General features: G+C 24.0%; 17 protein-coding genes. 16 read left to right on the forward strand and 1 reads right to left on the reverse strand.

Annotation, left to right across the window (positions count from 1 at the left end; genetic code table 4):
- Positions 1-52 precede the first annotated feature (52 nt).
- The 6 genes from EXC57_RS01730 (at position 53) to EXC57_RS01755 (ending at position 10,107) form a co-directional block, all read left to right on the forward strand.
- On the forward strand, positions 53-4,816 hold the full coding sequence (locus EXC57_RS01730; protein WP_229503187.1) for an ABC transporter permease: 4,764 nt from the start codon (positions 53-55) through the stop codon (positions 4,814-4,816).
- 9 nt (positions 4,817-4,825) lie between these two features.
- Positions 4,826-6,088, forward strand: coding sequence for an ABC transporter ATP-binding protein (locus EXC57_RS01735; protein ID WP_129692550.1), 1,263 nt, complete (start codon positions 4,826-4,828; stop codon positions 6,086-6,088).
- A gap of 108 nt (positions 6,089-6,196) precedes the next feature.
- The gene (locus EXC57_RS01740) at positions 6,197-6,985 is read left to right on the forward strand and encodes a hypothetical protein (protein ID WP_004024822.1); all 789 of its coding nucleotides are present in this window, start codon (positions 6,197-6,199) and stop codon (positions 6,983-6,985) included.
- 21 nt (positions 6,986-7,006) lie between these two features.
- Positions 7,007-8,092 (forward strand): ABC transporter ATP-binding protein, encoded by a 1,086-nt coding sequence (locus tag EXC57_RS01745; protein WP_004024821.1) that lies wholly within the window; start codon positions 7,007-7,009, stop codon positions 8,090-8,092.
- Positions 8,093-8,119: 27 nt separating this feature from the next.
- A complete protein-coding gene (locus EXC57_RS01750; RefSeq protein ID WP_004024820.1) occupies positions 8,120-8,668 on the forward strand; it encodes a phosphoribosyltransferase in 549 nt (182 codons plus the stop codon).
- Between the two features lie 233 nt (positions 8,669-8,901).
- A complete protein-coding gene (locus tag EXC57_RS01755) occupies positions 8,902-10,107 on the forward strand; it encodes a hypothetical protein (RefSeq protein WP_004024819.1) in 1,206 nt (401 codons plus the stop codon).
- Between the two features lie 124 nt (positions 10,108-10,231).
- Here EXC57_RS01755 and EXC57_RS01760 read toward each other — a convergent pair whose 3' ends face one another.
- Positions 10,232-11,206 (reverse strand): IS30 family transposase, encoded by a 975-nt coding sequence (locus EXC57_RS01760; RefSeq protein WP_129692495.1) that lies wholly within the window; start codon positions 11,204-11,206, stop codon positions 10,232-10,234.
- Between the two features lie 323 nt (positions 11,207-11,529).
- On the opposite strand from EXC57_RS01760, the gene EXC57_RS01765 reads away from it, so the two are divergent.
- From EXC57_RS01765 to EXC57_RS01815, 10 genes are all read left to right on the forward strand, one after another.
- Complete coding sequence (locus tag EXC57_RS01765) at positions 11,530-12,057, forward strand: hypothetical protein (protein WP_004024598.1); 528 nt, start codon at positions 11,530-11,532, stop codon at positions 12,055-12,057.
- A gap of 808 nt (positions 12,058-12,865) precedes the next feature.
- Positions 12,866-13,309, forward strand: coding sequence for a PTS sugar transporter subunit IIA (locus EXC57_RS01770; RefSeq protein WP_004024597.1), 444 nt, complete (start codon positions 12,866-12,868; stop codon positions 13,307-13,309).
- Complete coding sequence (locus EXC57_RS01775; RefSeq protein ID WP_004024596.1) at positions 13,302-14,312, forward strand: mannitol dehydrogenase family protein; 1,011 nt, start codon at positions 13,302-13,304, stop codon at positions 14,310-14,312. The genes EXC57_RS01770 and EXC57_RS01775 overlap by 8 nt, the downstream gene beginning before the upstream one ends.
- Positions 14,305-15,156 carry an aldo/keto reductase family protein gene (locus EXC57_RS01780; protein ID WP_004024595.1) on the forward strand — a complete coding sequence of 284 codons (852 nt, stop codon included), beginning with the start codon at positions 14,305-14,307 and terminating at the stop codon, positions 15,154-15,156. The genes EXC57_RS01775 and EXC57_RS01780 overlap by 8 nt, the downstream gene beginning before the upstream one ends.
- A gap of 2 nt (positions 15,157-15,158) precedes the next feature.
- On the forward strand, positions 15,159-17,732 hold the full coding sequence (locus EXC57_RS05255) for a PTS transporter subunit EIIC (protein ID WP_229502529.1): 2,574 nt from the start codon (positions 15,159-15,161) through the stop codon (positions 17,730-17,732).
- Between the two features lie 1,329 nt (positions 17,733-19,061).
- Entirely contained in the window at positions 19,062-21,107 is a 2,046-nt protein-coding gene (locus EXC57_RS01795) for a PTS transporter subunit EIIC (RefSeq protein ID WP_004024593.1), read from the forward strand.
- The gene (locus tag EXC57_RS01800; protein WP_004024592.1) at positions 21,094-21,777 is read left to right on the forward strand and encodes a hypothetical protein; all 684 of its coding nucleotides are present in this window, start codon (positions 21,094-21,096) and stop codon (positions 21,775-21,777) included. The genes EXC57_RS01795 and EXC57_RS01800 overlap by 14 nt, the downstream gene beginning before the upstream one ends.
- Before the next feature lie 13 nt (positions 21,778-21,790).
- A complete protein-coding gene (locus EXC57_RS01805; protein ID WP_050796831.1) occupies positions 21,791-23,245 on the forward strand; it encodes a glycoside hydrolase family 1 protein in 1,455 nt (484 codons plus the stop codon).
- 16 nt (positions 23,246-23,261) lie between these two features.
- Positions 23,262-24,380 carry a DUF871 domain-containing protein gene (locus tag EXC57_RS01810; RefSeq protein ID WP_004024590.1) on the forward strand — a complete coding sequence of 373 codons (1,119 nt, stop codon included), beginning with the start codon at positions 23,262-23,264 and terminating at the stop codon, positions 24,378-24,380.
- A 6-nt stretch (positions 24,381-24,386) separates the two neighbouring features.
- Positions 24,387-25,169 carry a hypothetical protein gene (locus EXC57_RS01815; RefSeq protein WP_004024589.1) on the forward strand — a complete coding sequence of 261 codons (783 nt, stop codon included), beginning with the start codon at positions 24,387-24,389 and terminating at the stop codon, positions 25,167-25,169.
- Positions 25,170-25,257 lie beyond the last annotated feature (88 nt).

Below are 25,257 nucleotides of genomic sequence, written 5' to 3' on the forward strand. Positions count from 1 at the left end.
TTCATTTAGTTTGTTATATTTGAACACTAATATTACAAATAGTATAGACAATGTGAATAAGTATGGTAACAGTGCTAATATCACAGTTGAACAAAACTATGACATGCCTAAACCTAAATATACATTTGATGAGAAACAAATTGAAACTCCACAAAAAAAACAAATAAAAGTATCAAAATTTGAATATAAAGATACTAATGTTATTTTTCCTTATGAACCTAAAGATTTTAATAGTGCAAATTTAAATGTTAATAAATGAAGTAGAAAACTTGGTGTCTTAAAATCTACAGGTGTTCAAATTGATAAAGATGGTAAATATGTCCCAATAGATATTAATACAACTGATTTTAATCAGTGACATGGTATTGGATATAGAATGGGTCCACATTTTAATCCATCTAATTTGTTATTTAGTTATGATGAAAACAACAAACCTTTTTTATCTGGTTATTTTAATTTAGATACAGGACAAATTGATGATTATTTTACTATATATCAAGGAAACTATGTACCTACAAAAAATAATTTTACTAGATTTGATGTTGATTCTTCAAAAGCAGCAACAAGTATACCACATACTTTGTTTATAGATAGTTTTACACAATTGCCAACTTCATCAGCAAGTATGGATATTGTTAATGTGACATATTATGCAGATTTGTATAATGCATTGTTGGACAATACTCAAATGAAAGAAGAAAATGTATATACTTTAACTTTAGATACAAATTCACTTTCAGATGTACAAAAAAACATTATTGAATCTTTACCTGAAGATCAAAAAAACAGCATAATGACAACTGAAGTTGTTATTAAAGATGAATGAGCTACATCAAAACTTTCTCAAAAAGACAATTTAAATGATGGTACTACAAATGATCCAACAAATCCTGATGATGGGTCAAGTGCTCCAACTACAAAAGAAGGTTGAGTTAAATTATGACTTCAAAATATAGCTGAACAAAAAGCTGAACAACTTCAAGAGTATTTTAGTTATTCTATAAATAATTCAGCAAATAATTTTTTAAAACAAAAAGATATACTAACTCAATTTGAATCATCATATACAATTATTGATAATGATTCATCATTTAAATATTTAGTATCTAAAAAAGAAAATTCTGAAATTAATAAAATAGTATATAGTGGTGGAAGCGAATTAGTTGATAGTGAAGACTATTTAAAAATAGCTAATGATGTAACTGTTCCTTTTTACTCTTCAGACAATAAACCATATCTTAAAAATTTATTAATGCTTCTTTTATCTTCGACAGCAGAAGCAGGTTTTGAAATTAAACCTTATATAAAAGATTATATAGTTGATATTTTAAAAGATTTAGAATTTGGTAGACCTGTTGATGATGAAAAATACAGGGCAATTTTTGCTATCTATTTACCTGAAATAGATAAAAATAAAATTGTAGCTACTAATAGACAAAAAATAGATTTACATTTTAGTTTTGAAGGTGGTATATCAGTTGCTGAAACAGCAATAGATGTTATTTTAAGTGTTTATACACCTTATGGTTTTGCAGTAGTTGTTCCAGATAAATTTTTGGATGTTAATAACAAACAATATATTCCAGTTAATCAGTGAAATGATTTAATAACAAGATGAAATGAATTATTAAACTCCTGAGATAATTTCTTTTCATTAACTGACGAAGAAATAAATACTAAAATTAAAGAATTTAGTAACTATGTAAAAGAATGGCTAGCAGAGCTTGATAGTAAATTTACAATAACAGTTAATACCCAGAAGTATGTAATAATTGGAACAGGAATAAGTCCTGATCTATTGTATCCTTCAACATCATTAGAAAATCTAATAATAAACCCTAGAACTGAATTTGTTTTACTTACAAATCAACAAGGTTATAATTCAATCCTTTCAACTAGCCCTGCTACATTCCAAAATAAATATTTTTCTGGAATAACTAGCAATCGTGTAACTGATGGTTATGTTCATAAATTAAATCAAGAGTTCAAGGAAAATTTTAACCCAAAGGCTACAACTAATTTAGTTTATAAAACAAATGATTTTTCTAAAAATAAAAATATATTAACTTTTAGAATCTATTTACCAGATTCAATTGTTTTATATGTTACAATTGTTGCCATTGCTGCAATTGTTGTATTAATAGTTCTTGGGTTATACTTGTCTTATTTATTGATTAGAAGTTATATTGCGAAAAATATTGTTCAGCTTGCTATTGTAAAAGCAAATGGTTTTTCTACTTTAAAAATAGCAATGGCATTATCGCTATTTGGTTTATTTGTTGCATTATTTGCTGGTTTTGGTGGTTATATTGGTGCCTTATTTTTACAAGGAACATTCTATTCAGCAATTTCTCCATTCTGATATGTCCCATTAGACTTTTTAAAATTCTCAATAATTGGTTTTTTTGGTGGAACAATTTCAGTTTTTGTAGTATTCCTTATTTTTACATGGGTTATTCTTAAACTAACTTTCAAAAAACCAATCAATGCTTTAATATCAAGTAATGTTGAAACTAAAGTTAGTAAAGTTTTAACAATGATTAAAAATAACTCTCAAAACATTCAACCATTATTTAAATTTAGATTAAATTTATCATTTAGCAATTTTTATAGGTTTATTTTCTATACAATGCTTTGTTCTTTTGGTTTGGCTTTTGTAACTTCAGGTATATCATTACCACAAAAATTTGATCAGTCTACAACACTAACCAAAGCTAATAAAAATTACACTTATAGTTTTGATTTGGTAACTCCGACTGAGCAAAGTGGATTGTATAAAATGCAAAAATATTCTAATTTAGGTTTTACAGATATAGATAATGGTATATACCCACTGTATCCAGGTACAATTGAATATAATGGTGAGTCAAAACAATTCTATCAAACAAGAGCTTATGATACTCCGTATAAATTAGAAGACTTAAAAGTTTTAGATTTAAAAACCGGCGAACAGAAAAAAGATGAAAATGGTAACTTGCTTTATTTTGGGAATTTATTATTGCCATCATATCAAGCTAATTTAGCTCTTAAACAAGATATATTCTTTGGTGAGAGTGCTGTTTTTGCTAAATGATTATTAGATTTTGATGTTAATTTTGGTTTCCAAATTAACCCATGAGAATTTGTTAAAGCATTTTTACCACCAGAAATAATTGCAAGATCAGAATCTCAATCACAAATATTTTTAAAAGAAGTTTATAATGCAGCTTCAAATGAAGAAAACAAAAAGTTATACGAATTACAAAAAAAGAATAATTTTATTCTTTATGATGCAAACACAAATCTTTATAGCATTAATGATAAAACTGTAATTGATATTAACTTAAACTATACAAAAATTAAATTTACAGATGAATTTATTCAATTCATTGGATGTGTATATGGAGATGAAGAATTAAGTAATAAGGATGTTAAAATTTCTTATGGAATTATACCTTATGAAGACAAAGATAGTTCAGAGACCTATTCATATATAAAAGCAAATACTAAACTAAAAAATAAAGAAGAAAATATTAATATCATTGGTATTAAAGACAAGTCAACTTTTGTTACTTTAAAAGATCAAAAAGAAAATGATATATCACATTTATTAAATACTCCAAAATATGAATATCCAATCATTATTAATAATGGTGCAGCTTATGAGTATAAATTAAAAGTTGGTGACAAAATAAAAATTAAAGTTGACAATTCTTACTTTAGATATAGTAGAAAAGTTCTTGATTCTCAAGGTATAAAATATAATCCAGATCCAGATGGATATGGTAATGAAGAATATGTGTTAACTGTAGCTGGTATAGCATCAACTTCATTTGGAGAAGAGTTTTATATTTCCCAAGAAAATGCTAATAAAATTTTAGGAATGGGTTTTAATAAAGAAAAACAAACAAATGGTGGAAATATAATATTGAAAACAGAAGTTGGAGATCAAAATAACAATCAAAAAATTTTATATGCTAATCAAGATGCATTAACTAAAAATGGATATGTTCCATTTAATGGAGTATTTTCAAATAAAGAAAATCCTGTTTATCTTTCAAAAAATATTAGTTTCTATGCTTTGTGAGGTATTTGACCTAATATAATTAACATTGATCAAAATACTTTTGTTGATTTATGAAGAATTAATTTTAAAAATATGTGGATAATGGATGGTCAAGGTTCTGAACCAAGTTTTGGTAAGGCACTTACATGACTAAATTCTGTTTTTACCGATAAATTAGTCACATTTAACACAAATCTTTTAAAAGATAGAAAACCTTTATATGAATCTTTATTTAAAACAGTTGCTAATGATGCTAAAAGTTTAGCTGATTTTACAATTAGTATTTATGGAAATACGCCAACAACTATTTCAATTTCTAAAATAGATAGTTTTATAAGTCAATATCAAATTTATTCTAGTTTATTTTCAAGTATTAATATTGTTCAAACAATAGGTATGGCAATATTTGTTCCATTAATAGTTATTATGATTTTAGTAATGACTTCAATAATGATGAATGAATTCAAGAATATGATTGCTGTATTAAAAACGCTAGGTTATTCAGATAGAGAAAATATCTTAAGTATAGTTTTCACTTATTTCCCTGTAATGATATTAGCTTTATTAATTGGATTTGCTTTAATGATAGCAATGATCTATATACTTCAATTTGCACTATATGGATTATCATCTATTTATATATCTTCATCTATTAGTTGGTTACCATATATTTATGGTGTTGCATCAATTATAGGTATAATGATTGTTAATTTCATATTTACAGTTGTATTATTAAAGAAAATGAATTTGAAAAAAGTTATTAATCAATAGGAAGTCAATATGGATAAGAAAAATAAATCAAACAAAATGACAACTAAAAAAATGAATAATTTTTTAGAAAATTATACTGATAAAGATTTAGCTTTTGATCCAAATAAAAAAACAACAGCTAAAAAAGTTGTTGTTAAAAAAGAAAAACAAAATATTAAATTTGGTTCTAAAAAAAATAAAAAAGAAAAATTAGATTTAAAAAACAAATCTAAACCTTCAGTAAATAAAGAACATAAAGTTTCAACTGAAAAAAGCAATGTTAACAACACATCAAAAACTAACGAAAACAATAATAATAACCAAGTAGCAAAAAGTGTTTCAACTAATAAAAGTGAGTCAGTTGTTAAAAAAGCTAATAACCAAATAAAGCCAACTCAAAAAAATAAAGATTTAAAACAAAAACCAAAAAAAGAGAAAAAAGCTAAAAAAACTAAAGAAGAAAAAATTGAAGAGAAAAAAAGAAAAAAAGAACTTAGATCTCAAATAAAAAAAATTAAATATCTTAATAAACCACATAAGAATGAAAAAAATATTAAACCAAAAAACTATGATAAAAATTCAGATATTATAGTTTTAGAAAATGTTAATAAACTTATGACAAATGGTTATAGTTGTGAGCATATACTAAAAGATGTTAGTCTTAAAATTAAAAAAGGCGAGTTTGTTGTAATTTATGGACCAAGTGGTTCTGGAAAAACAACGTTACTTACATTAATATCAGCACTTGATAGACCAAGTAATGGTGTTTGCTATATGTTTAATAAAAATACCATTTCACTAAATGAGTCACAGCTTACAAAATTAAGAAGTGAACATGTTGGATATATATTTCAACAATATGGTCTTTTAACTGAATTATCAGTTTATGACAACATAAAACTTGCAACTAGTTTGCAACCAGATAAAAAGAAACTTTTAGATATTGATGAGCTTCTTAAATCAGTTGATCTTTTCCCACATAAATATAAAAAAGCTAGCAACCTTTCAGGTGGTCAAGCACAAAGGGTAGCAATTTGTAGAGCATTAGTTAGAAACCCAGATATTTTGTATGGTGATGAACCAACAGGTGCTATCCATATTGACGCTACAAAACAAATTATGAACATATTTTGTAATATTAATCAGAAATTCAAAACAACAGTTGTTATTGTTACTCACAATGAAAAAATACTTGAACTTGGAGACCACATTATTAAAGTTGATAGTGGGAAAATAATTGAAGATTACATAAATAAAAATAAAAAAACTGTTGCAGAAATTTCTTGAGAGTAATTATTTTAATAAACAAAAGAATGGTTTTCCATTCTTTTTTTTATTCTGAAATTTATTTTTTAATAATGTTGGTATAATATTATCAAATATAAAAAAAGGGGGATTTATATGAGTGTAGAAAACAATGTTTATGAAACTGGTCATAAAACATATCAAGCCAAATATACTAGTTTACAAACTTCAATGGTTTCTATTGGTATGCTTGTTGCTGGATTGGGATTGCTTGCAATTTTTGCAATTGGTTTAATAATAAGATATTTAATTCTTACTGATAATGTTTTAAACCCATCAATTTACAACTCGTTATATTTAACTTCAGGATTATTTGGCATAGTTGCACTTGTGATGTATTTGGTTTGAATTTTTAAAGTTAATACATCATTAACATTTAACTTAATAGTCATATCGGTTTATTGTTTGAGTATAGGGATTACTTTTGGGATTTTATTTACAGTTTTTGATTTAACTCAAGTCATATTCTGTTTTGGATTAACTTCTATTGTTTTATTGTTGTGTTATGGATTAAGTAGAATCACAAGCAACAAAGTTGGTTTTACAATTGGTAAAATATTAATGTTATTTTTTGCTATATATTTTATTTTCTTAATTGTTAACCTTTTCTTAACAATATTTAGTTTTGGTCAATTAAATTTATTTTTTGGTGGTTACTTATTTGCTGGGAATTGAACTTATTTTGTTATTCAAATAATTTTTGGTATCGTTTCATTCTTAATCATTTGATATAGTTTATGAAACTTAAAAAATATGGATCAATTTAGAGAAAATCTTGACCCTAAACTTGCAAGATCTATTGCGATGCTTATAGGGTTCAATATTTTAATTAATATGGTAGCTTTATTAAGACTATTCTTATATTTTTTATCAAGAGGAAAATAATTTTTATATTATTTTATTATTATGAGAAATACGAATAAAATTCAAAATCAAAAAATTATTAACCCTTATGTTAATAACCAATATAAATTTAAATCAAGAAACATAAACCAAACAACAGTTAATAAAGAAATTAACACTTTTCTTAATAATGGGAATAATGTTCCCCAAAATAGACAAATTAAACAACCTATTAATAATGCATATAATAGAATGCCACAAAACCAAAGGCAACCTTATAATAATCAGCAATATGTAAATAATCAATTCTATAATAATCAACAAAACTATTACTATAATCAACAACAATATACAAATGGTCAATATGGTAATGTTCAAGCTCAATATCCAAATCAACAATATGTAAATAATCAAAATAGTGTTGGAGTTGATGATAAAGTTGAAATAGAATGTAGAAATATTTCAAAAACAATAAAAACATCATCTTTTAAAGCTGATATTTTAGAAAATATTAACTTAAAAATATATCAAGGTGAAATTGTTATTATTTTAGGACCAAGTGGTTCTGGTAAAACAACATTATTAAATGTTATTGCTGGTATTGAACATCCAACAGGTGGTGATGTTTACATTAAAGGAAAAGTAGTTAATAAATTAAATGATAAAGAATTAACTGAGTTTAGAAGAAATCATATTGCATATATTTATCAAAGATATGGTTTGGTTCCAATATCAACGGTTTGAGACAATATTAAACTAGGTCAAAACTTAGTTCCAAAAAACAAAAGAACTGTTGATATTGATGAAGTAATAAATATAGTTGGTATAGAAAAAATTAAAAATAAATTCCCACATGAATTATCTGGGGGTCAAAAACAAAGGGTTGCAATAGCGAGAGCTATTTTGAAACAACCAGAAATTATGCTTTGTGATGAACCTACTGGTGCTTTAGATGATGAAACATCAAAAAATATTATTGATTTATTTTTAAAAGTTAATAAAGAATTTAATACTACAATTGTAATGGTTACTCACAATAATAGTTTAGTTTCTATAGCAACTAAAATTATTAGAATTCAAGATGGTAAAATAGTTGGAATTGAGGAAAGAAACAAAAACTCTAATTTCCAAAATCCATTCACAAAATAAAATCTATAACTTAAGGTAATTTTTGTAATGTTTAATAATAAATTTAATGATACTTTTAATCAAAAAATACTATTTAATGAAGATGAAATTAAAGATAGAGTTAATGAATGTGCCAAATGATTAAATAAATATTTTGTTGGCAAAAAGAAAAAAAATAATATTGTTGTTGTTCCAATTCTTGATGGATCAATTTGTTTTTCTTCTTATTTATTATTAAGATTAAATTTTAAATTTACTTTAGATTTTTACACTATTAAATCTTATAGAGAAAAAATAAGTTTTCCAAAAATAATAAAAGACATTGATACAGATGTAAAAAATAAATATGTAGTTATTATTGAAAATGTTATAGAGTCAGGAAGAACTTTAGAATACATTATAGAAGATCTAAAAAATAAAGATGTTTTAGATATAATTGTGGTTTCTTTAATAAATAAACCAGAGAAAAGAAAAGTTAATATTCAACCTCACTATACTTGCTTTGTTACAAATGAAGATCAACTTATAGGGTGAGGGTTAGATTATGAAAACAAATTTAGAAATCTCCCATACATTGCATCAATTTCTAAAAAATAATATTAAATTAATTTAAATAATTATGATTCTGTTTTCTTATTTTAAATAAAAAGAAACAGAATTTTTTTATTTAATTAAAAAAATGATTAACAATTATTATTTTTTAAAAGAAACCCTATAGATTTTAAAATTTGTTAATTTTTTTTATTTTAGATTAATTTTTATTCAAATAAACTTGCTTTTTTTTTTTTTTTTTGATTATACTTTTTGTAAAATTTTAAGGATAGAAAAATATGAAAGCAAAAAAGTTGAAATTTATAAAGTTAATTGGATTAACAGGAACCTTGGGTGTTTTGGCTGCAACACCAGTGATTATGACTTCTTGTGCTAAAAAAAAGACCACAAGTAATAATGTTAATTTACAAAATGTTGAACAATCATTAACTCAAGTTAAAGATGGTTTAAAAAAATTAACGTATGGATATGACATTGATCAAGCAAAAACAGAAATAATAAACTATTTAAACAAAAATTCAAATTTTAATAACAAATTAAAATATGTTTCTTTTGAACAAAGTTTTAGTGAATCATCATCTCCTAGTACAAAAAATAATACTAAATTAAAAGTTGATATGGTTTATCATTTTGATAAAAACACTAATTTAAATGGAACTATTACAGATTATGAAGTTGATAATACAAATAAAACACTATCAATAAAAAATATTGAAACAGACATTGTTTCAAGAAAAAATACTGGGACATCATCTTTGGGTTTTTCAGAAAAAGACCCATATAAAATTTCTTGAGATATTTTAAAATTAAATGATCAATATAGTTATCCAAAAACAAAAGAAGAATTAGAAAATTTATTTAAAGATAAAATCTTTGCAGATACATTTTCAAATTCTATAGGATTACAATATGGAATAGATTTTGAATATACAGATTTTGAGTTTAGCTCTGCTACAGTTAAAAACAATAAAAATGATATCTCATATACATTAAAACTTAAACCTAAAGCTAAATTAGGTAGTGAATGAAGAGAAAACTTCAATTTATGAAAAGATAAAGAACAGGTTTTTGAATTAAGCGAAAAGCAAACAGAAATTAAAAATAATAAAGCTGGTACATCTTATTTACCATTTAAAAATTATGGTTTAGATTGAAGTAAATTATTTAAAGATGATACAACTGAAACTTATCCAACATCTTTAGATGAAGCTAAAAAAATATTTAGTAATAAATGATTTATGATTGTTTTATCAAACAGAATTTTAGAAAAATATCATGAAGATTTTGAAAATGTTCAGTTTAATTTTAAATCAATTGAAATTAAAGATGAGTCTGGTTCTAAAAATGGATCTATAAAATATAAATTAATAATGCAAGTTGTTTCAAGACCTGGATATGAATGACATAGTGATAAATTTGGAAGTTGAAAAGATAAAGACTTAACATTTGAATTAAGTAATAATACTAGTACAAATCAACAATAATTAATTTAAATTTAACTTACAGTTTAAAAATAAAAGCTGTAACCCTAACTGACATGTGAAGTGCAACACTTCAATGTTACATTAAACTCTCGACTTTGAAATATAAGTTGAGAGTTTTTTTGTTTTAAATATTTTCTTGATACATTTGGTAAGCTGTTTTATAACCAAACATTTTTCTTGGGATGTTGTTTACTTTTCATTCAAGAGTTTTTATTTTATCTTCACTTACTAAACTGAAGTCAGTTCCTTTTTTATATCATCTTCTAACTATCCCATTTATGTTCTCGTTGGACCCTCTTTGAAATGAAGAATAAGGTTGGCAATAATAAACTTTAAAGTTGAATTGTTTTGCAGTTATTCCCATCATTTGAAACTCTAACCCATTATCAACAGTGATGCTTTTTATTGGGAGTTTTTCATCTCGAATAATGGTATACATTTTAGCCATCATTGATCTAGCGTTCTTCCCTTTTATTTTTCTAATAATTGCCAACCTTGTTTTTCTTTCCACTAATGTCAATAAGTGGTAATAACCACTTTGCCTTTTACTAACTATTAGATCAGCTTCTCAATGTCCAAATTCTTTTCTATTGTTTATCTTTTCTGGTCTTAGACTATAAGGAATGCAGTATTTTCCATCAATTTTAGAAAATATACCTATTTTTCTTCTTTTCCCTTTAACATATTTTCTTCTTAAACAATCTCTTCTTTGTATCTTTCAAATCTTGCTATTGATTCATCTAAATACTTGCCTAGCACTTGGAACTTTAACTAATGGATAGTTTTCTTTTATTCAAAAAATTGTAGCTTCTACACCATGAGATTTAGGATTAAATTTTTGAATAAAAAGATCTGTGAAGTTTTTGTACTTCAACATAAAAAACATATGACAATTTGATTTTCTTCTAATGTATTTTTTGTGAGCAGTTGATGAATAATAAATCCCTGTTGAAGATGTGTTTCTTTTTAATTCTCTTGATATTGTTGATTTGTTTTTATTTAAGATTTTTGCAATCTTATTCATAGAATATTTTTCTTTATTTCAAAGAAAATAAATTAAGCATCTTTCTTCTTTTGTTAAATGTTTATAAGTTTTCATAAGCACTCCTAATATTCATTATCTTTTTATTAGTGAACACTTACAAACAAAACAAATGAAGTGCACACTCTTTTTTGAGTGTTGCACTTCACATGTCAATCGAGCTTACAGTTTAAAAATAAAAGCTGTAAGTTTTATTTTTCTGGACTATCAGGAAATAAAATTTATTTCTGAACCTTCCGTGAAATTAATATTTATTAATAAACTTAAAAAAAGTTTCAAAAAAACGGTTAATTTACCGTTTTTTACAGTAATAGCACCCTTGGGAAAGTTATATGTATATTTTTTTTGGTATACTAAGGTCAAATAAGGTGAGGTAGTTTATGAAAAAAAACAAAATAGTTAAATTTGCTCTAATGTCAGGGCTATTGGGGGTTGGTGCTGTTGTGCCTATAACATTAACGTCCTGTAGTAAACCAGCGCAAACAGTTGGTGCTGATTTAAATACATTTAATGTAATTGGATTAAATCAATACCAAAATAACCAGTTAGTTTTAATTATTTCTTCATCGGTTAGTAAATTGATGACTAAAGAAGAAAAAACAGAAAATCAAACTAATCAAGTTATAACTAAAGAGGTTGTTGAAAAAAATATAATGGATCAAATAAAATCAAATGCAGCATTTACAGAAAACTTAAAATTATATATGGAAAAAGTTACTTTAACATATGCTGGCAATGAAATTGGATCTTATGGTAAAAAATTTAAAAGTTATAATGTAACTATTGATTTAAAAGCTGGTTATACAATTCAATTCTATAGTGATGCAATAGCTTCATTTAAAGTAAATAAAAATTCTATTACATCAATTAAGACTTACTTATCAAAAGAAGAAGCAAAAACAGAATAATATTTAATTTTAATTAGAAATTTTTTTAGATAAAAAATAAATATTTTTTATAGAAAATTAAATTAAGGAAAATGCATCACAATAGCACCTTTTGGTGCTATTTTTTTTTTTTTTTTTTGTAAATTAATACTATTTGATTGTTTATAAAAAAGTTATAAAAAATTATCAAAAAACAAAAAACTAAAATTTCCTGCTAAATAAATTTGTTTTTTTATATTTGATGTTTTAAATGTATAAAATGAACTAAAATCTAATAACCATTTTTTATTTTTTAGTAATTTATTTAAAAATATCTAATTAAGTTATGCTATTACAATAAAATTTATTTTTTTAAAATAAAGTTAATAATGATATAGATTCTATCAATATTATTAAAATAAAAATCACACCTAAAAAAGGATTTAGTTTTAAAAAATCTTTTGAACTAAACAACATTAACTACAACAAAGAAATTAGCGGTGACAAATTCTTATACATTAGTTTCACTTATAAAAATGAAAATAATTTTGCTGAATCAGCTATAGCATATAGCAATAATATAACTAATGAATTTGAATTTGTAGCCAATTCTATTTAATAATAAATTTAAATAAAATTGAATAATAATCACAATTTTTTAAAATATATAAATTAAATTATTATTTTAAGGTTAAAAACACATGATCTTTTTTTAAAAAAACATGTGTTTTTTTAATTATTTTTGTTCAAAATAGCATGTATATATAAGTTTTATAAGTTATATATACATGTTGTGTTAATATATATCAAAGTACATCTTATGATAACCATAAGAGAAAGGAGATTTTTTATGATTAAAAATTATTTAAATACAAATAATATTTTAATTGGTGTTGACATTAAAAATAAAAATGATGCTTTTAATAAAGTGTTTGAATGTTTAAAAAAGCAAAATGCCATAGAGGATAAATATCTTAATTCTATGATAGAAAGAGATAAAAATTCTAGTGTAGCTATTGGTAATTTTATAGCAATAGCACACGGAACTGTTGAAACAAAGGATTTAATTAAAAAAGATGCGATGTGTATTTTGGTTTTAAAAAATCCAATTGATTGAGATGGTAATGAAGTAAAAGTTGTTTTAGGTCTTGCTTTGTCTGGAGATAAAACAATGGATGTAATTGGAAATATAGGCGTTGCTTTTTCTGATGAAGAAGAAGTTAAAAACTTTTACTATAAGAATGATTTAACTTCAAATGAAGTACTTAAATGATTGGTGGCTCATGATGAATAATAAAGTTATTCATTTTGGTGCTGGTAATATAGGTAGAGGATTAATCGCTGAATTAGCAAGCATAAACAATCTTGATATTTTATTTGTTGATGTTTCAAAAGATTTAATAGATAAAATTAACAAGGAAAAAAAATATGCAATAAATTGTTTACCATCTAATAAGAAAATTACTATTGATAATTGTAAGGGTTTAAATTTAATAAATCAAAAAGATGAATTAATAGATCTTATTTCTAAAGCAGATATGGTTACTACATCAATAGGTGTTAATAACCTTATTAATCTTTGTGAAATTATTAATTCAAGTTTGGAAAAAAGAACAAATCAAAATAAGTTAGTTATTGCTTGTTTTGAAAATGGATTTAAAGCATCAGAATACTTGTTTGAAAAAATAATTGAGAAAAATAATGCTAATTTATCAAAACTTGATTTTGTTAATGTTGTAGTTGATCGATTAGTTCCAGATCAAAGCAATGATAGTTTAGATGTAAATGTAGAAGATTTTTATAGTGTTTGATATAAAAAAAATAATAATTCAACAACTTGGTTATTTAATTTGAACACAACATCTATTGATGGAAAATATGAAGATTTTTTTAATAAGAAATTCTACGGTGTTAATGGTCTACATTTTTCTATAGCTATGATAGGTTACAGTAAAAAAATGAAATATATTAATGAAACTATTAATGACAAAGAATGCTTATCTATAATAAATAATTTAATAGAAGAAATGAGTGTTGCAATATCTAGTTTAACAAATTTAGATTTAAAAGATATTGAACAATATTTAAAAAATAATGTTGAAAGATTTTCAAACAAATATTTGCTAGATGATATTGATAGGGTTGCACGTAATGCAAAACAAAAAATCAGTGATAACGAAAGAATATTACCTATGTATAAATGATTGATAGAGAATAAAAAACAACATGATACATTTAATGAAATTTTAAAAATTGCAAATAAATATATAGAAGAAAAAGGTGTTAAAAATGAATAATATTTTAAAAGCTAAAATAGGATTTGGTACATATAAAATCCTTGATCAAAATGATATGGATAATGCTATTAAATGGGCCATTGAATCTGGCTATGATTTTATCGATACTGCAAAATTATATAACACAGAACCACTTGTTGGGAACTCTTTAGAAAAATTAAAAATGGAAAACCCATCGTTTGTTTATCCAATACTTCAATCTAAAATTTGACCATCTGACTTTAAAAATGGAGTTGAATTTGAACTTAGAGAATCTCTAAAAAGATTGAAAATATCAAAAATTGACTGTTATATGCTTCATAGACCACACGTTGATAACACTATGAATGTTAGGGCTTGAAAAGAACTTATTGAGTGTAAGAAAAAAGGTTTAGTTGATGTCATAGGTGTTTCAAATTTTGAACCTGATATGATAAGAATTTTATACAATGAAACAGGTGTTTATCCTGAAGTTGTTCAAAATGAAGCAAGTTTAACTTATATAAGAAGAGATAGAATGGTTTATTGCAAAGAACATAACATTGCTATGCAAGGTTGAAGAGCTCTTGGAAATCCAAAAGTAAATTTTAATAGTGAGTATTTAAGACAATTAGCAATTAAATATAATTGTTCAGTTGCTCAATTATTAGTTGCATATTCTTATAATTTAGGTTTTTGTCCAGTAGTTAGAAGTGCTATTGAATCAGAAATAAAAGAAAATGTAAATGCAATAAATATCAAGATTAGTGAAGTTGATATGCTAACTTTAGAATTGAAATTTAATACACATAAATCAACAACTCACAACGAATGTGATTCTTATGCTAATTTAGCATTAGATGATGATTGATACAAAACAAATTAATTATGAAAAGTATATTTAAACCAACCCAATATGAGTTAACATATAAAACACCCTTAACAGGTAAGTTAAAACAATTGGGTAATAAAACAGATTCATCTAAAAAATTTTTAGCTAAAGTTAGAAAATTTGGATCATTTATGGCTGGTATGGTTATTCCTGCAATAGGTGTTCTAATTGCATGAGGTCTTTTTACTGCAATAATTCTTGGTGTTAAAACAGGTATAGCTTATCAACATAATATAGCAATAGATAAATGAACATCATCAGATTCATCTAAATATTTATTTAATATGGATAAAGTTATTGATCTTGGAATTCAATTTACCATTCCATTGATAATTGCTTTTCTTGGTGGAAGGCAAATATATGATTGAAGAGGTGCTCTTGTTGGTTTTGCTAGTGTAATAGGAGTTATTGCTTATTCACAAATTTCATTACAGTCTAATATATCAAATATCAATGAACTTACACATAAATGAACATTTAATGCAATTATGGTTCAAATTACTGGAGATGTAAAATTAATAAATACTGGTGCATCCCCAATGATATTGGGTGCTTTAATTTCTGGTCCTTTGTTTGCTTGATTATTTAAAAATTTTGAAAAGCTTTACAAAAATCATATAAAACAAGGATTTGAAATGTTGGTTAATAATTTTTCTCTTGGAATATTTGGCTGTGCAGCAATAATTGTGTGTTTCTGAGGAATTGGTCCATTAATGGCAGTATTACAAGTTGTATTTTTCTTTATAATACAAGGTATAAATAATGCTGGATTATTGTTTGTATTACCTATATTTGTTGAATTTGAAAAAATATTATTTTTAAATAATGCTGTTAATCATGGTATCCTTGGACCTTTAGGATACCAAGCTGTTACAAGTGTAGGTTATTCTCCTCTATTTTTCCTTGATCCAAATCCAGGACAAGGTTTAGGATTATTGTTGGCATATATTTGTTTTGGTACTAAAGAACAAAAATCACAAGCTACTGCTGCTACACCTATTCATTTTGTAGGTGGTATTCATGAAGTTTACTATCCATTTGTTCTAATGAAACCAATTAATTTATTATTTATGATGGCTGGTGGTGTTTTTGCAGGAGCAATTTATCAAATATTTAATTTTGGTGGTATATTCACACCAAGTCCTGGTAGTGTAATTATGAACTACCTTGCAGTTTATAGTGCTAAACCATTAAATTATTTAGCACTAACAATTGCAATATTTGGAGCTGCTGCTATTGTATTTGCACTTACATCTTTAAGTTTATTGTGAGTAAATATTAGAAATGGACAAAGAATTGTTTTAAACCCGTTAAAAATAAAATTAATTTCAAATATTTATAAATCAAAAGAATTTGACTCAATTAAAGATATTAATATTACTAAAAAGATAAAAGATGTTAAGTATGAAAATGTTAAAGATAAAAATAATTTCTTATGAGAAATTGTAACTTTAAAAGATGGAAGTCAAGAATTTTATCCAATTAAAGAAAAAGATAAAAAAATTGAAAGTGTTTCATACAAAATTTATGATAAAGATGAAAATAAAAAAGAAAAATATTGTGAAAAATTTTATTACAAAGAAAGTTTTGATTTATCAACTGTAAAAAATAAAAGAGATAAATTAACTAATAAACTTAATTTAAAAATTGATCAATTCAATAAAAAACATGATGAAAAAATTAAAGAAATTAATTTATGAAAAGAAACTATTGATTCTAAATTAAATCCAATGGATACTTTTAGTAAAGAAAATTTAGAAAAAGATTTTAAATTAAAAGTTTCTAATGAAAGTTTTAAATATAACAAAAAACTTGATTTACTTAAATTCAAAATAGTTAAAAATAATTTTTATGATGCTAAAAGAATTAAAGTTTCTTTAGAAGAAAGTGAAATTGATTCAATAAATTATGAGCAAAAACAAATTGAATTCTTAAAAAGAACTATAGTATTTGAAAATAATTTAGAACAGAAAAAAATAGATAAACAAAAAATAAAAGAACTTAAAAAAGAGTATTTAAATAACATTAAAAACTTAAATGAAAGTGATAATGTAAAAATTAAAATCGAAAAAGACAAATTAAAAAAAGAATTAAATAATAAAATTAATGCATTGATAAAAATTGATGCAGATGGAAAACTAATCAAGAAACAATACTTTAAAAATGATGTGAAATTGATTGATGTTGATTCAAAACAAGAAAATATTAATGATATTTTAAATGTAAAAGAACTAAAAGATCAACTATCAAATAATGATGAACTATTTAATGTAGTTAAAAAAGCAAAAAAAATAATTTTTGCTTGTGAAGCAGGTATGGGTTCTTCGGCTATGGGTGCTGGCATGATTAAAAAAATGATTACAAGTCTTGGTGTTAAAGATATAGAAGTTACAAATTGTGCTATAAAAGATTTACCAAATGATGTAGATATAATTGTTACTCAGAAAACATTTAAAGAATTTGTAAACAAAAATCATCCTAATAGCTATGTATATGGAATAAATCAATTTTTGAAAAAAGATGAGTATAAAGAACTTATTGATACTATTAAAATAGTTAAAGTTAAATAGTTTATAAAAAACTTAAATATTTGAATGTGATGAAAACATGAAATTTGAATTTTATTTAAATTTCATGTTTTTTATATTAACCAAATTTGGTTTTTTGAATCAATTACTTTTAAATTGTTAACAACTTAGTAAGCAATTTTAAAGTAAAAACAGTTTAAATTTTAAAGAATTATTTAAATCAATAACTAAAAAGTGTTTGATATTTTATTAAACTTATAAATTGGATTTAATGTTTTAATTTTGTATATTTTTTAATTAAAAAATATTTTTCAAACTAATCACTTTATTAAAAAAATATACAGATTTTTGTATTTTTACAAATAATGATTTTTTTAATACTTTATATTGTGTTGTAAATATTTTTGAATAATTTTTAGTTAAACACCAAACACTAGTAATTTAATTTATTACTAAATGATTTATTTTTTAAAAAAACTTTTACATAGATATCATATGAATTTTTGCTTAAATTTTTGCAAATTACTACATATATTTTTTTATGAAAAAATGTCTATTTTTAATTTGATATTAAAAAATATTATGCACACATAATGGTTAGTTTTTAGATATTAAGAATAATAAAAAATCAAGTATAAAATTAACAATTAAATTTAACGTTTAAACTTATCTTTTAAGCTATATATTTATTTTAATTTGTTAATTTATGTATGATTATTATGCTTTTTTATAAGATATTATGAGTTATATATACATGTTGTGTTAATATATAGGCAAGGTAAATATTATGTTTGCCAAAACTGAAAGGAGATCATTAACGATCGAACATTATTTGATATAGATAACATTTTAATTATATAAATGAAAACAAAAGAAATATAAGTGCTTAGTAAAGTGTTTTAATTACTTTAAAAATTAAATGCAATTCATTTACTACACTTTAATTCAACTATTGAAACTATGTAAGTTTCTAGTTTACCAATTGATTTTTCAAAATGAAATTTATTAAATTAATTAAATAACTCATTTGTTAAAAATGTAATTAATGAACTAATTTTTAAAAATTAATTGATTAAAAAAAAGAAGTTAAGATTATGTTTATGCTGACTTTGTTTTAATTCAAAACAGTATATTAAATTTAAATTATCTATTATGGTTTTTTGTCAAAATAAAATTTTAGTTTTTGTATTAATTAAAAAAAATAAACTAATTATTTTGATAAATAGATAGATTCAAAATTTTGTTTAAAATGCATTTTAAAAATAAGTTAAAAAATATGTTTTATAACTGAACAACATTTTTATTTTTAAAAGGTATTTTTAAAAACAATTTTGTAAATTTTCAATTTTTATATATAAATAGGAGGATTTAATGAAGACAATATCGAAAACAAACTACACCGAGAAAATGATTAAAGCATTTTCAAAGTTAGCAGTTAATAAACAATTATCTTCTTTAAGAGATGGTTTTGCTTTTATTACTCCTTTGTTAATTGTTGGTGCTTTAGGTGTTGTTTTTGTTGTTTTTATATTTGGGGGATGGGGTTCCAATAATGCATCGTTATTGGGTCTGATAGCTAGAATTGATGCATCAGTTAATGGTAATGCAGCAGCTGGTGTAACAATTGATTCAAATAACATCCTATCTTTCAATGCTAACTCTGCATATCAAACCATTAGTAATATAGGAGTTAAAATTTTTGAACCTTTATGATCAGCAACAGTTTCTGGTGCTTTATCAATTTATACATCTTTCACAATAGGTTATTTTTATAGTAGAACAAGAAATGCTTCTCAACCAATAATAACTGGATTATTATGTATGGTAACATTTTTTATAGTTACTGGTTTCGATTCAAGTTTATTTGGTCCAAATGGATCTTTAATTTCAATAATTATTACTTTCATCACAGTTGAAATTTATATAGCTTTAGAAAAGTTAGATAAACTTAAACTGAAAATGCCAAATGGTGTGCCCCCAGCAGTAGCTGTATCATTTTCTAAATTATTTCCTTTAATGATAACAGCTGGTGGTATGGCTTTGGTTAATGCGCCTTTTATTATAATGAATCAAATAGTTGGAACTGATGCATCAAGTTTTGGAAAGGCTATTTATCTTGCTTTACAAGCGCCATTTATTTCTTTGGCAACTAACCCTAGTGGTCAACTAGGAATTGGTATATTATTTGTAACATTGGTTTGTTTCTTTTGATTTTTTGGTTTGCATGGTTCAAATATATTAGATGGTGCTGTGAATCCGATCTGATTTGTTTTATTAGCATTAAATACAGAAGAATTATCAAGAGGACAAACTCCATCACAAGCAATGGCTAAAGGGTTCTGAGATGCTTATATCTATGTTGGTGGTACTGGGTGTACATTAGGATTATTAATTGCTACACTATTTTTCTCAAAAAGAAAAGATACAATTCAAGTTGCTAAATTTTCATTACCAGCAGGACTTTTCCAAATTAATGAACCAGTTACTTTTGGTTACCCTATGGTATTAAACCCAACTTTCTTTATTCCATATATATTCTTGATGCCAGTTTTAACTGTGATAAGTTGAGCTGCTATTTCAATCTTGAAATGAGTTCCAGGTGGTATAGTTGCAATACCTTGATCTACTCCAATGTTGTTAGGTGCTTTCTTGCATTCTGGTTCATGACAAGGAATAATATTAGCGCTATTGAATTTAATAATTTCAATAGTGGTATATGTACCATTTGTTTTAATTTACAACAAAGCAATTGATACAAACAATTCATTATCTGTTGCTAATAAAATATTTTTATTTGGAAAACTAAAAAAAGAAAATAGAGAATTAAAAGAAAAAATTAAATTATTAGGTGTTGAAAAACTACAAGAATATGAAAATTTAAATGATTCTTTAAAACTAATAGCTAAAAATACAAAATTAAACATTAAACAAGAAATTAAAAATTTAAAATTGGAATATGAACAAAAATCTAGTGATTTAAACCTAGAATATGTAATGAAATATAATGACATAAATAATGTTATTAGAAAAGGCCATGATATGTCTGATGATGAATATTTAAATTATTTAAAAGATTCTGACATTATTTATAATGAGTATTTAAGTAAAATAGAGCAAGAAAAAAATGATAGTTCAAAATCAAAAAATTCTAAAAAAGAAAATGTTAAAAATTTAAAAGCTGAAATGTATTACAAATTAGATGTTGCTAAAAATAATAAAATTGTTGATCAATCATCAATTGATAATTATTATGAAAAAATATCTAGTTTATGAGTAGAACATGATAAAAAACAAGATGAATTAAAACAAGAATTAGAAAACAAAATAAAAAAAGCTAGAAGTAACAAAAGTGAATATAATGAGACATTAAACAAAATTAACGAAATTAAAGAGAGTGTAAATAATGAAAAACATTAATGTTAATTCTACTAACAAATTTAATTTAATTTTTAGAACAACCTTTTTATCTGAAAATAAAAAAATAAAAAACACTTATAATTTTTCATTATATTCATTAGTTACTATATTATTCTTGTTTGCAATATTCTTGTTGGTGATAATATATTCATTAAATTTAACTATTGATAATTTTGTTAAAGATTTAGATACGTCTGTAAAAATTAAACTATTTGGGGATATTCAAAAATATTCTGAATGAACAAGTAACACATCCTTAAATTATACTAATACTGGTTCTAATAATGGGACAAATATGAATGTTGTTTCTATTGGTGGTGCTGTAAGTTTAGCAACAACTTTAGGATTATCATCTTTATTATCAGCATCTTTGGCTATGGGATTTGTTTCTGTTGCTTTCTGTTTGATAACAATTATTTTTAAAAAGAGAACTATAGCTTCTTTTGTCTCATTAGGTATTTCTTTTCTTCTGTTTATTGTTGTTTTAACTTTATTTTTAATATTGGTAATTGAAAGCTCAATTTATGTAAAAGATTTTAATACTTATGGTAATGCTATTACTAATGCAATAAATGCTGATATACAAAGTTCTAATACTAACAATTCCTTTACTCAAACTCAAGAAGCTTTTAAAAAAATGAAAGAATTCTTACAAACATTAAATAAATAATTATAGAGTTTTTATGATGAAAAAATTTCCTGAAAAATTTTATTGAGGTGGTGCGATAAGTGCCATTCAAGTTGAATCTACAAAAGATTTAAAATCAGAAACAAATTGAGACATATTTTATAAGAATAATAAAACAATTTTTTTTGATGGTATTGGTCCAGATAATACTTGTGATCATTTAAAACATTTTAAAGATGATTTAAAGTTGTTTAAAGAAGTTGGTTGCAATTCATTTAGAACAAGTATATTATGAGCAAGAATTTTTCCTAAACAAAATGAAATTGATTATGAGTCTGTAAAAAGATATCATGAGTATTTTGATTATGCAAATGAGTTAGGTTTAGATATTTTTCTTACTTTAAATCATTTTGATGTTCCAGATTGGGTTTATGAGAAAAAAGGTTTTGAAAGTAAAGAAGTAGTTGAAGAATTTGTAAAATTTTCAAAACTAGTGCTAGATGAATATGGAAATAAAATAAAAGTTTTATGTACGTTTAATGAACCATTAATTCCAATTCTTCATGGTTACTTGTCAAAAATACATCCTCCAGCTATTATAGATCCAAAAAGAGCTGTTCAAGCAGCATATGGAATGGTTTTGGCTCATGCAAAAGTTTCAAACTTATTTTATGAGGAATATAAAAATAAATATCCAAACTTAATGTTATCAGTAATTTTAAACTTAACTCCTGCTGTTCCAAGAGATGGAATAAAATACACTAAAGAAGATAAAATAGCAGCAGAATATGCTGATACATTATTAAATGATTCATTATTGTACCCAATGGTTAAAGGGGTTATAGATAAAAAATTAGTTAATATTTTATCTGAAAATAATTTAATTCCAGAACACACTCAAAACGAGTTATCAATTATTAGAAAAACTAAAATTGATATATTAGGAATTAATTATTACCATCCTTCAAGAGTTGTTGCACCAAATGGTAATGAAACAGGTTTTCTTAAAAAATTTTTTGTGGATTACAATTGGGATAAAGCTAGAATTAATGTTTTTAGAGGATGAGAAATTCTTCCAAAATCAATTTATGATTTGGGAATGATAGTTAAAAATAAGTTCAATAATATTCCATGATATATTTCTGAAAATGGTATGGGTGTTGAAAATGAACATCTTTATAAAGATGAAAAAACAAATATTATCCAAGATGATTATCGTATAGCTTTTATTAGTGAACATTTAGAATGACTTCATAAAGTTATTGAAGCTGGTTCAAATTGTAAGGGTTACCACTTGTGATCTTTAATAGACAATTGAAGTTTTAGAAATGCTTTTAAAAATAGATATGGATTAATAGAAATGGACCTTAATACTAAAAAGAGAACAATAAAAAAATCTGGTTATTGATTTAAAGAACTAACTTCAACAAATGCATTAACAATACCTTACAAAAAAATCGAAGATACAATTGATTTGAAAAATATAAAGTATAAAGAATCATATAATTAAAATATAAGGGGTTTTTGTGGCAAGACTTGGTATATCAATATACCCAAATTTAATAAGTGTTGATCAATGTATTAATTACATTGATCTTGCTTATAAGTATGGGTTTAGTAGAATTTTTACAAATTTTTTAGAGATTGAAAACGAAAGTGAAATGAATAATTTTAAAAAAGTTTGTAATTATGCAAAATCTAAAAATTTTGAAATTATCTTTGATGTTAATCCTAGTGTTTTTGAGACTATAAAAAAACAAACATCTGATCCATTATTATTTTTTGTCAACTTAGGTGCTTCTGGAATAAGAATGGATGAGGAATATGATGGTCAATTTGAAGCAGAATTTACAAAAAATAAATATGGCTTAAAACTAGAAATTAATGCATCATCAACAACAGGGCTTTTAGAAAATATAATTAAATATAACGGTGATTTAAAAAATGTAATTAGCTGTCATAATTTTTACCCTCAAAGATTTACAGGATTAGATAGAAAATTATTTGAAGAAAAATGTTTGTACTATAAATCAAAAAACATTAAAGTTGCAGCTTTTGTATCATCACAAAACTTAAATGCTATTGGTCCTTGACCATTGAAAGAAGGGTTGCCAACAATTGAAGATCATAGAAATATTTCTCTTGTTGATCAAGCAAAGGACCTAATTGCTACAGATTATGTTGATGATATAATAATTTCAAATCAACCGGCAACTGAATTGGAAATGTTAGAACTTAGCAAGCTATCGCATGTTGGATTTAATTTTCACATTAGTTTGGAAAAAGATATAACTGAACTTGAAAAAAGAACATTATTTGATGCTGATGTTGATTATATGGGTAAAAAAGTGGGTACACAAGTAAGACAAGATTATTCACCATATATGATAAGATGTACAGCTCCAAGAATTAAGTTTTCAAATAATCCAATTGAACCAAAACCTATAAACAAAAAATATTTTGAAATTGGTGATGTTTTAGTTTTAAATAAAGAGTTTGGTAGATATAATGGTGAAGTGCAAATAGTTATGAAACAAATGCCATATGATAGTAGAAAAAATTATTTAGGAAAAATAAACAAAAACGATATTGAATTATTTAAATATATAAAACCTAATAAAAAGATCAAATTTATTGAAGTTTAAATTAATATGACAATTAAAAAAATAAGAAATTGAGAAACAATAAAAAATAATGATGGATATTATAATTCTGTAATGGATGAAATAAACAGAAATTATAATTTATCAAAAAAAATAGTTGTTGAAGGAGATATCAACAATATCTTTAAAAAAATACTTGTTGCTTTACATCAAGCATATAATTTAAACAAGGTTTTTATTAAGGACTTAGAATTTTCTTTTAGTAGTAAAAATGATAATAATAACCAAATTACAATAAATTATAAGGTTGATTTTTTCTCTTTTGGTAAATGCATTATCATAAGATGAAAAAATAATGATGATTATTATTGAACTGAATTTTTATTTAAACAAAAAGGTAACAAAGTAATCATTAAATATTCTGAATCAGTTTTAAAAAAGAATACTATATCTGGAATACAAGGGATGATTGATACATCTTGATATCGTGTAAACTTTAGAAAAAGTTATAGAAAATGAAAAAACATGTTAACTTTAGATTCAAATAAAATTAATAAGATAAATTTAAAGATTGATAATTTAGATAAAAAAATTAATGAATGTTATCAAGACCCAAAATTTATAGAAGCTAATGAAATATTAAAAAAATATATGGGTAAAAAAAGATTAGATAATGAACAGTTATATAAATATAGAAATGCTAAAAACTATATTGAAAAAAATACTAAAAAAATCAAAGGAATTCAAAACAAATTAGTTGATTATAAAAATAGTTTATTTATATTAAAGGATAGTTGAATTGATTTTGTAAATCAAAATTATATAGAATAGTTATGACTTTATTAATAGCTTTTTTATCAGTTGGAATTATATTTATATTTTTGCCATTTTTGTTTTGGTTTTTTAGAAATATTATGCT

This window comes from Malacoplasma iowae, assembly GCF_900660615.1.
GTDB classification, from domain to species: domain Bacteria; phylum Bacillota_I; class Bacilli_A; order Mycoplasmatales; family Mycoplasmoidaceae; genus Malacoplasma; species Malacoplasma iowae.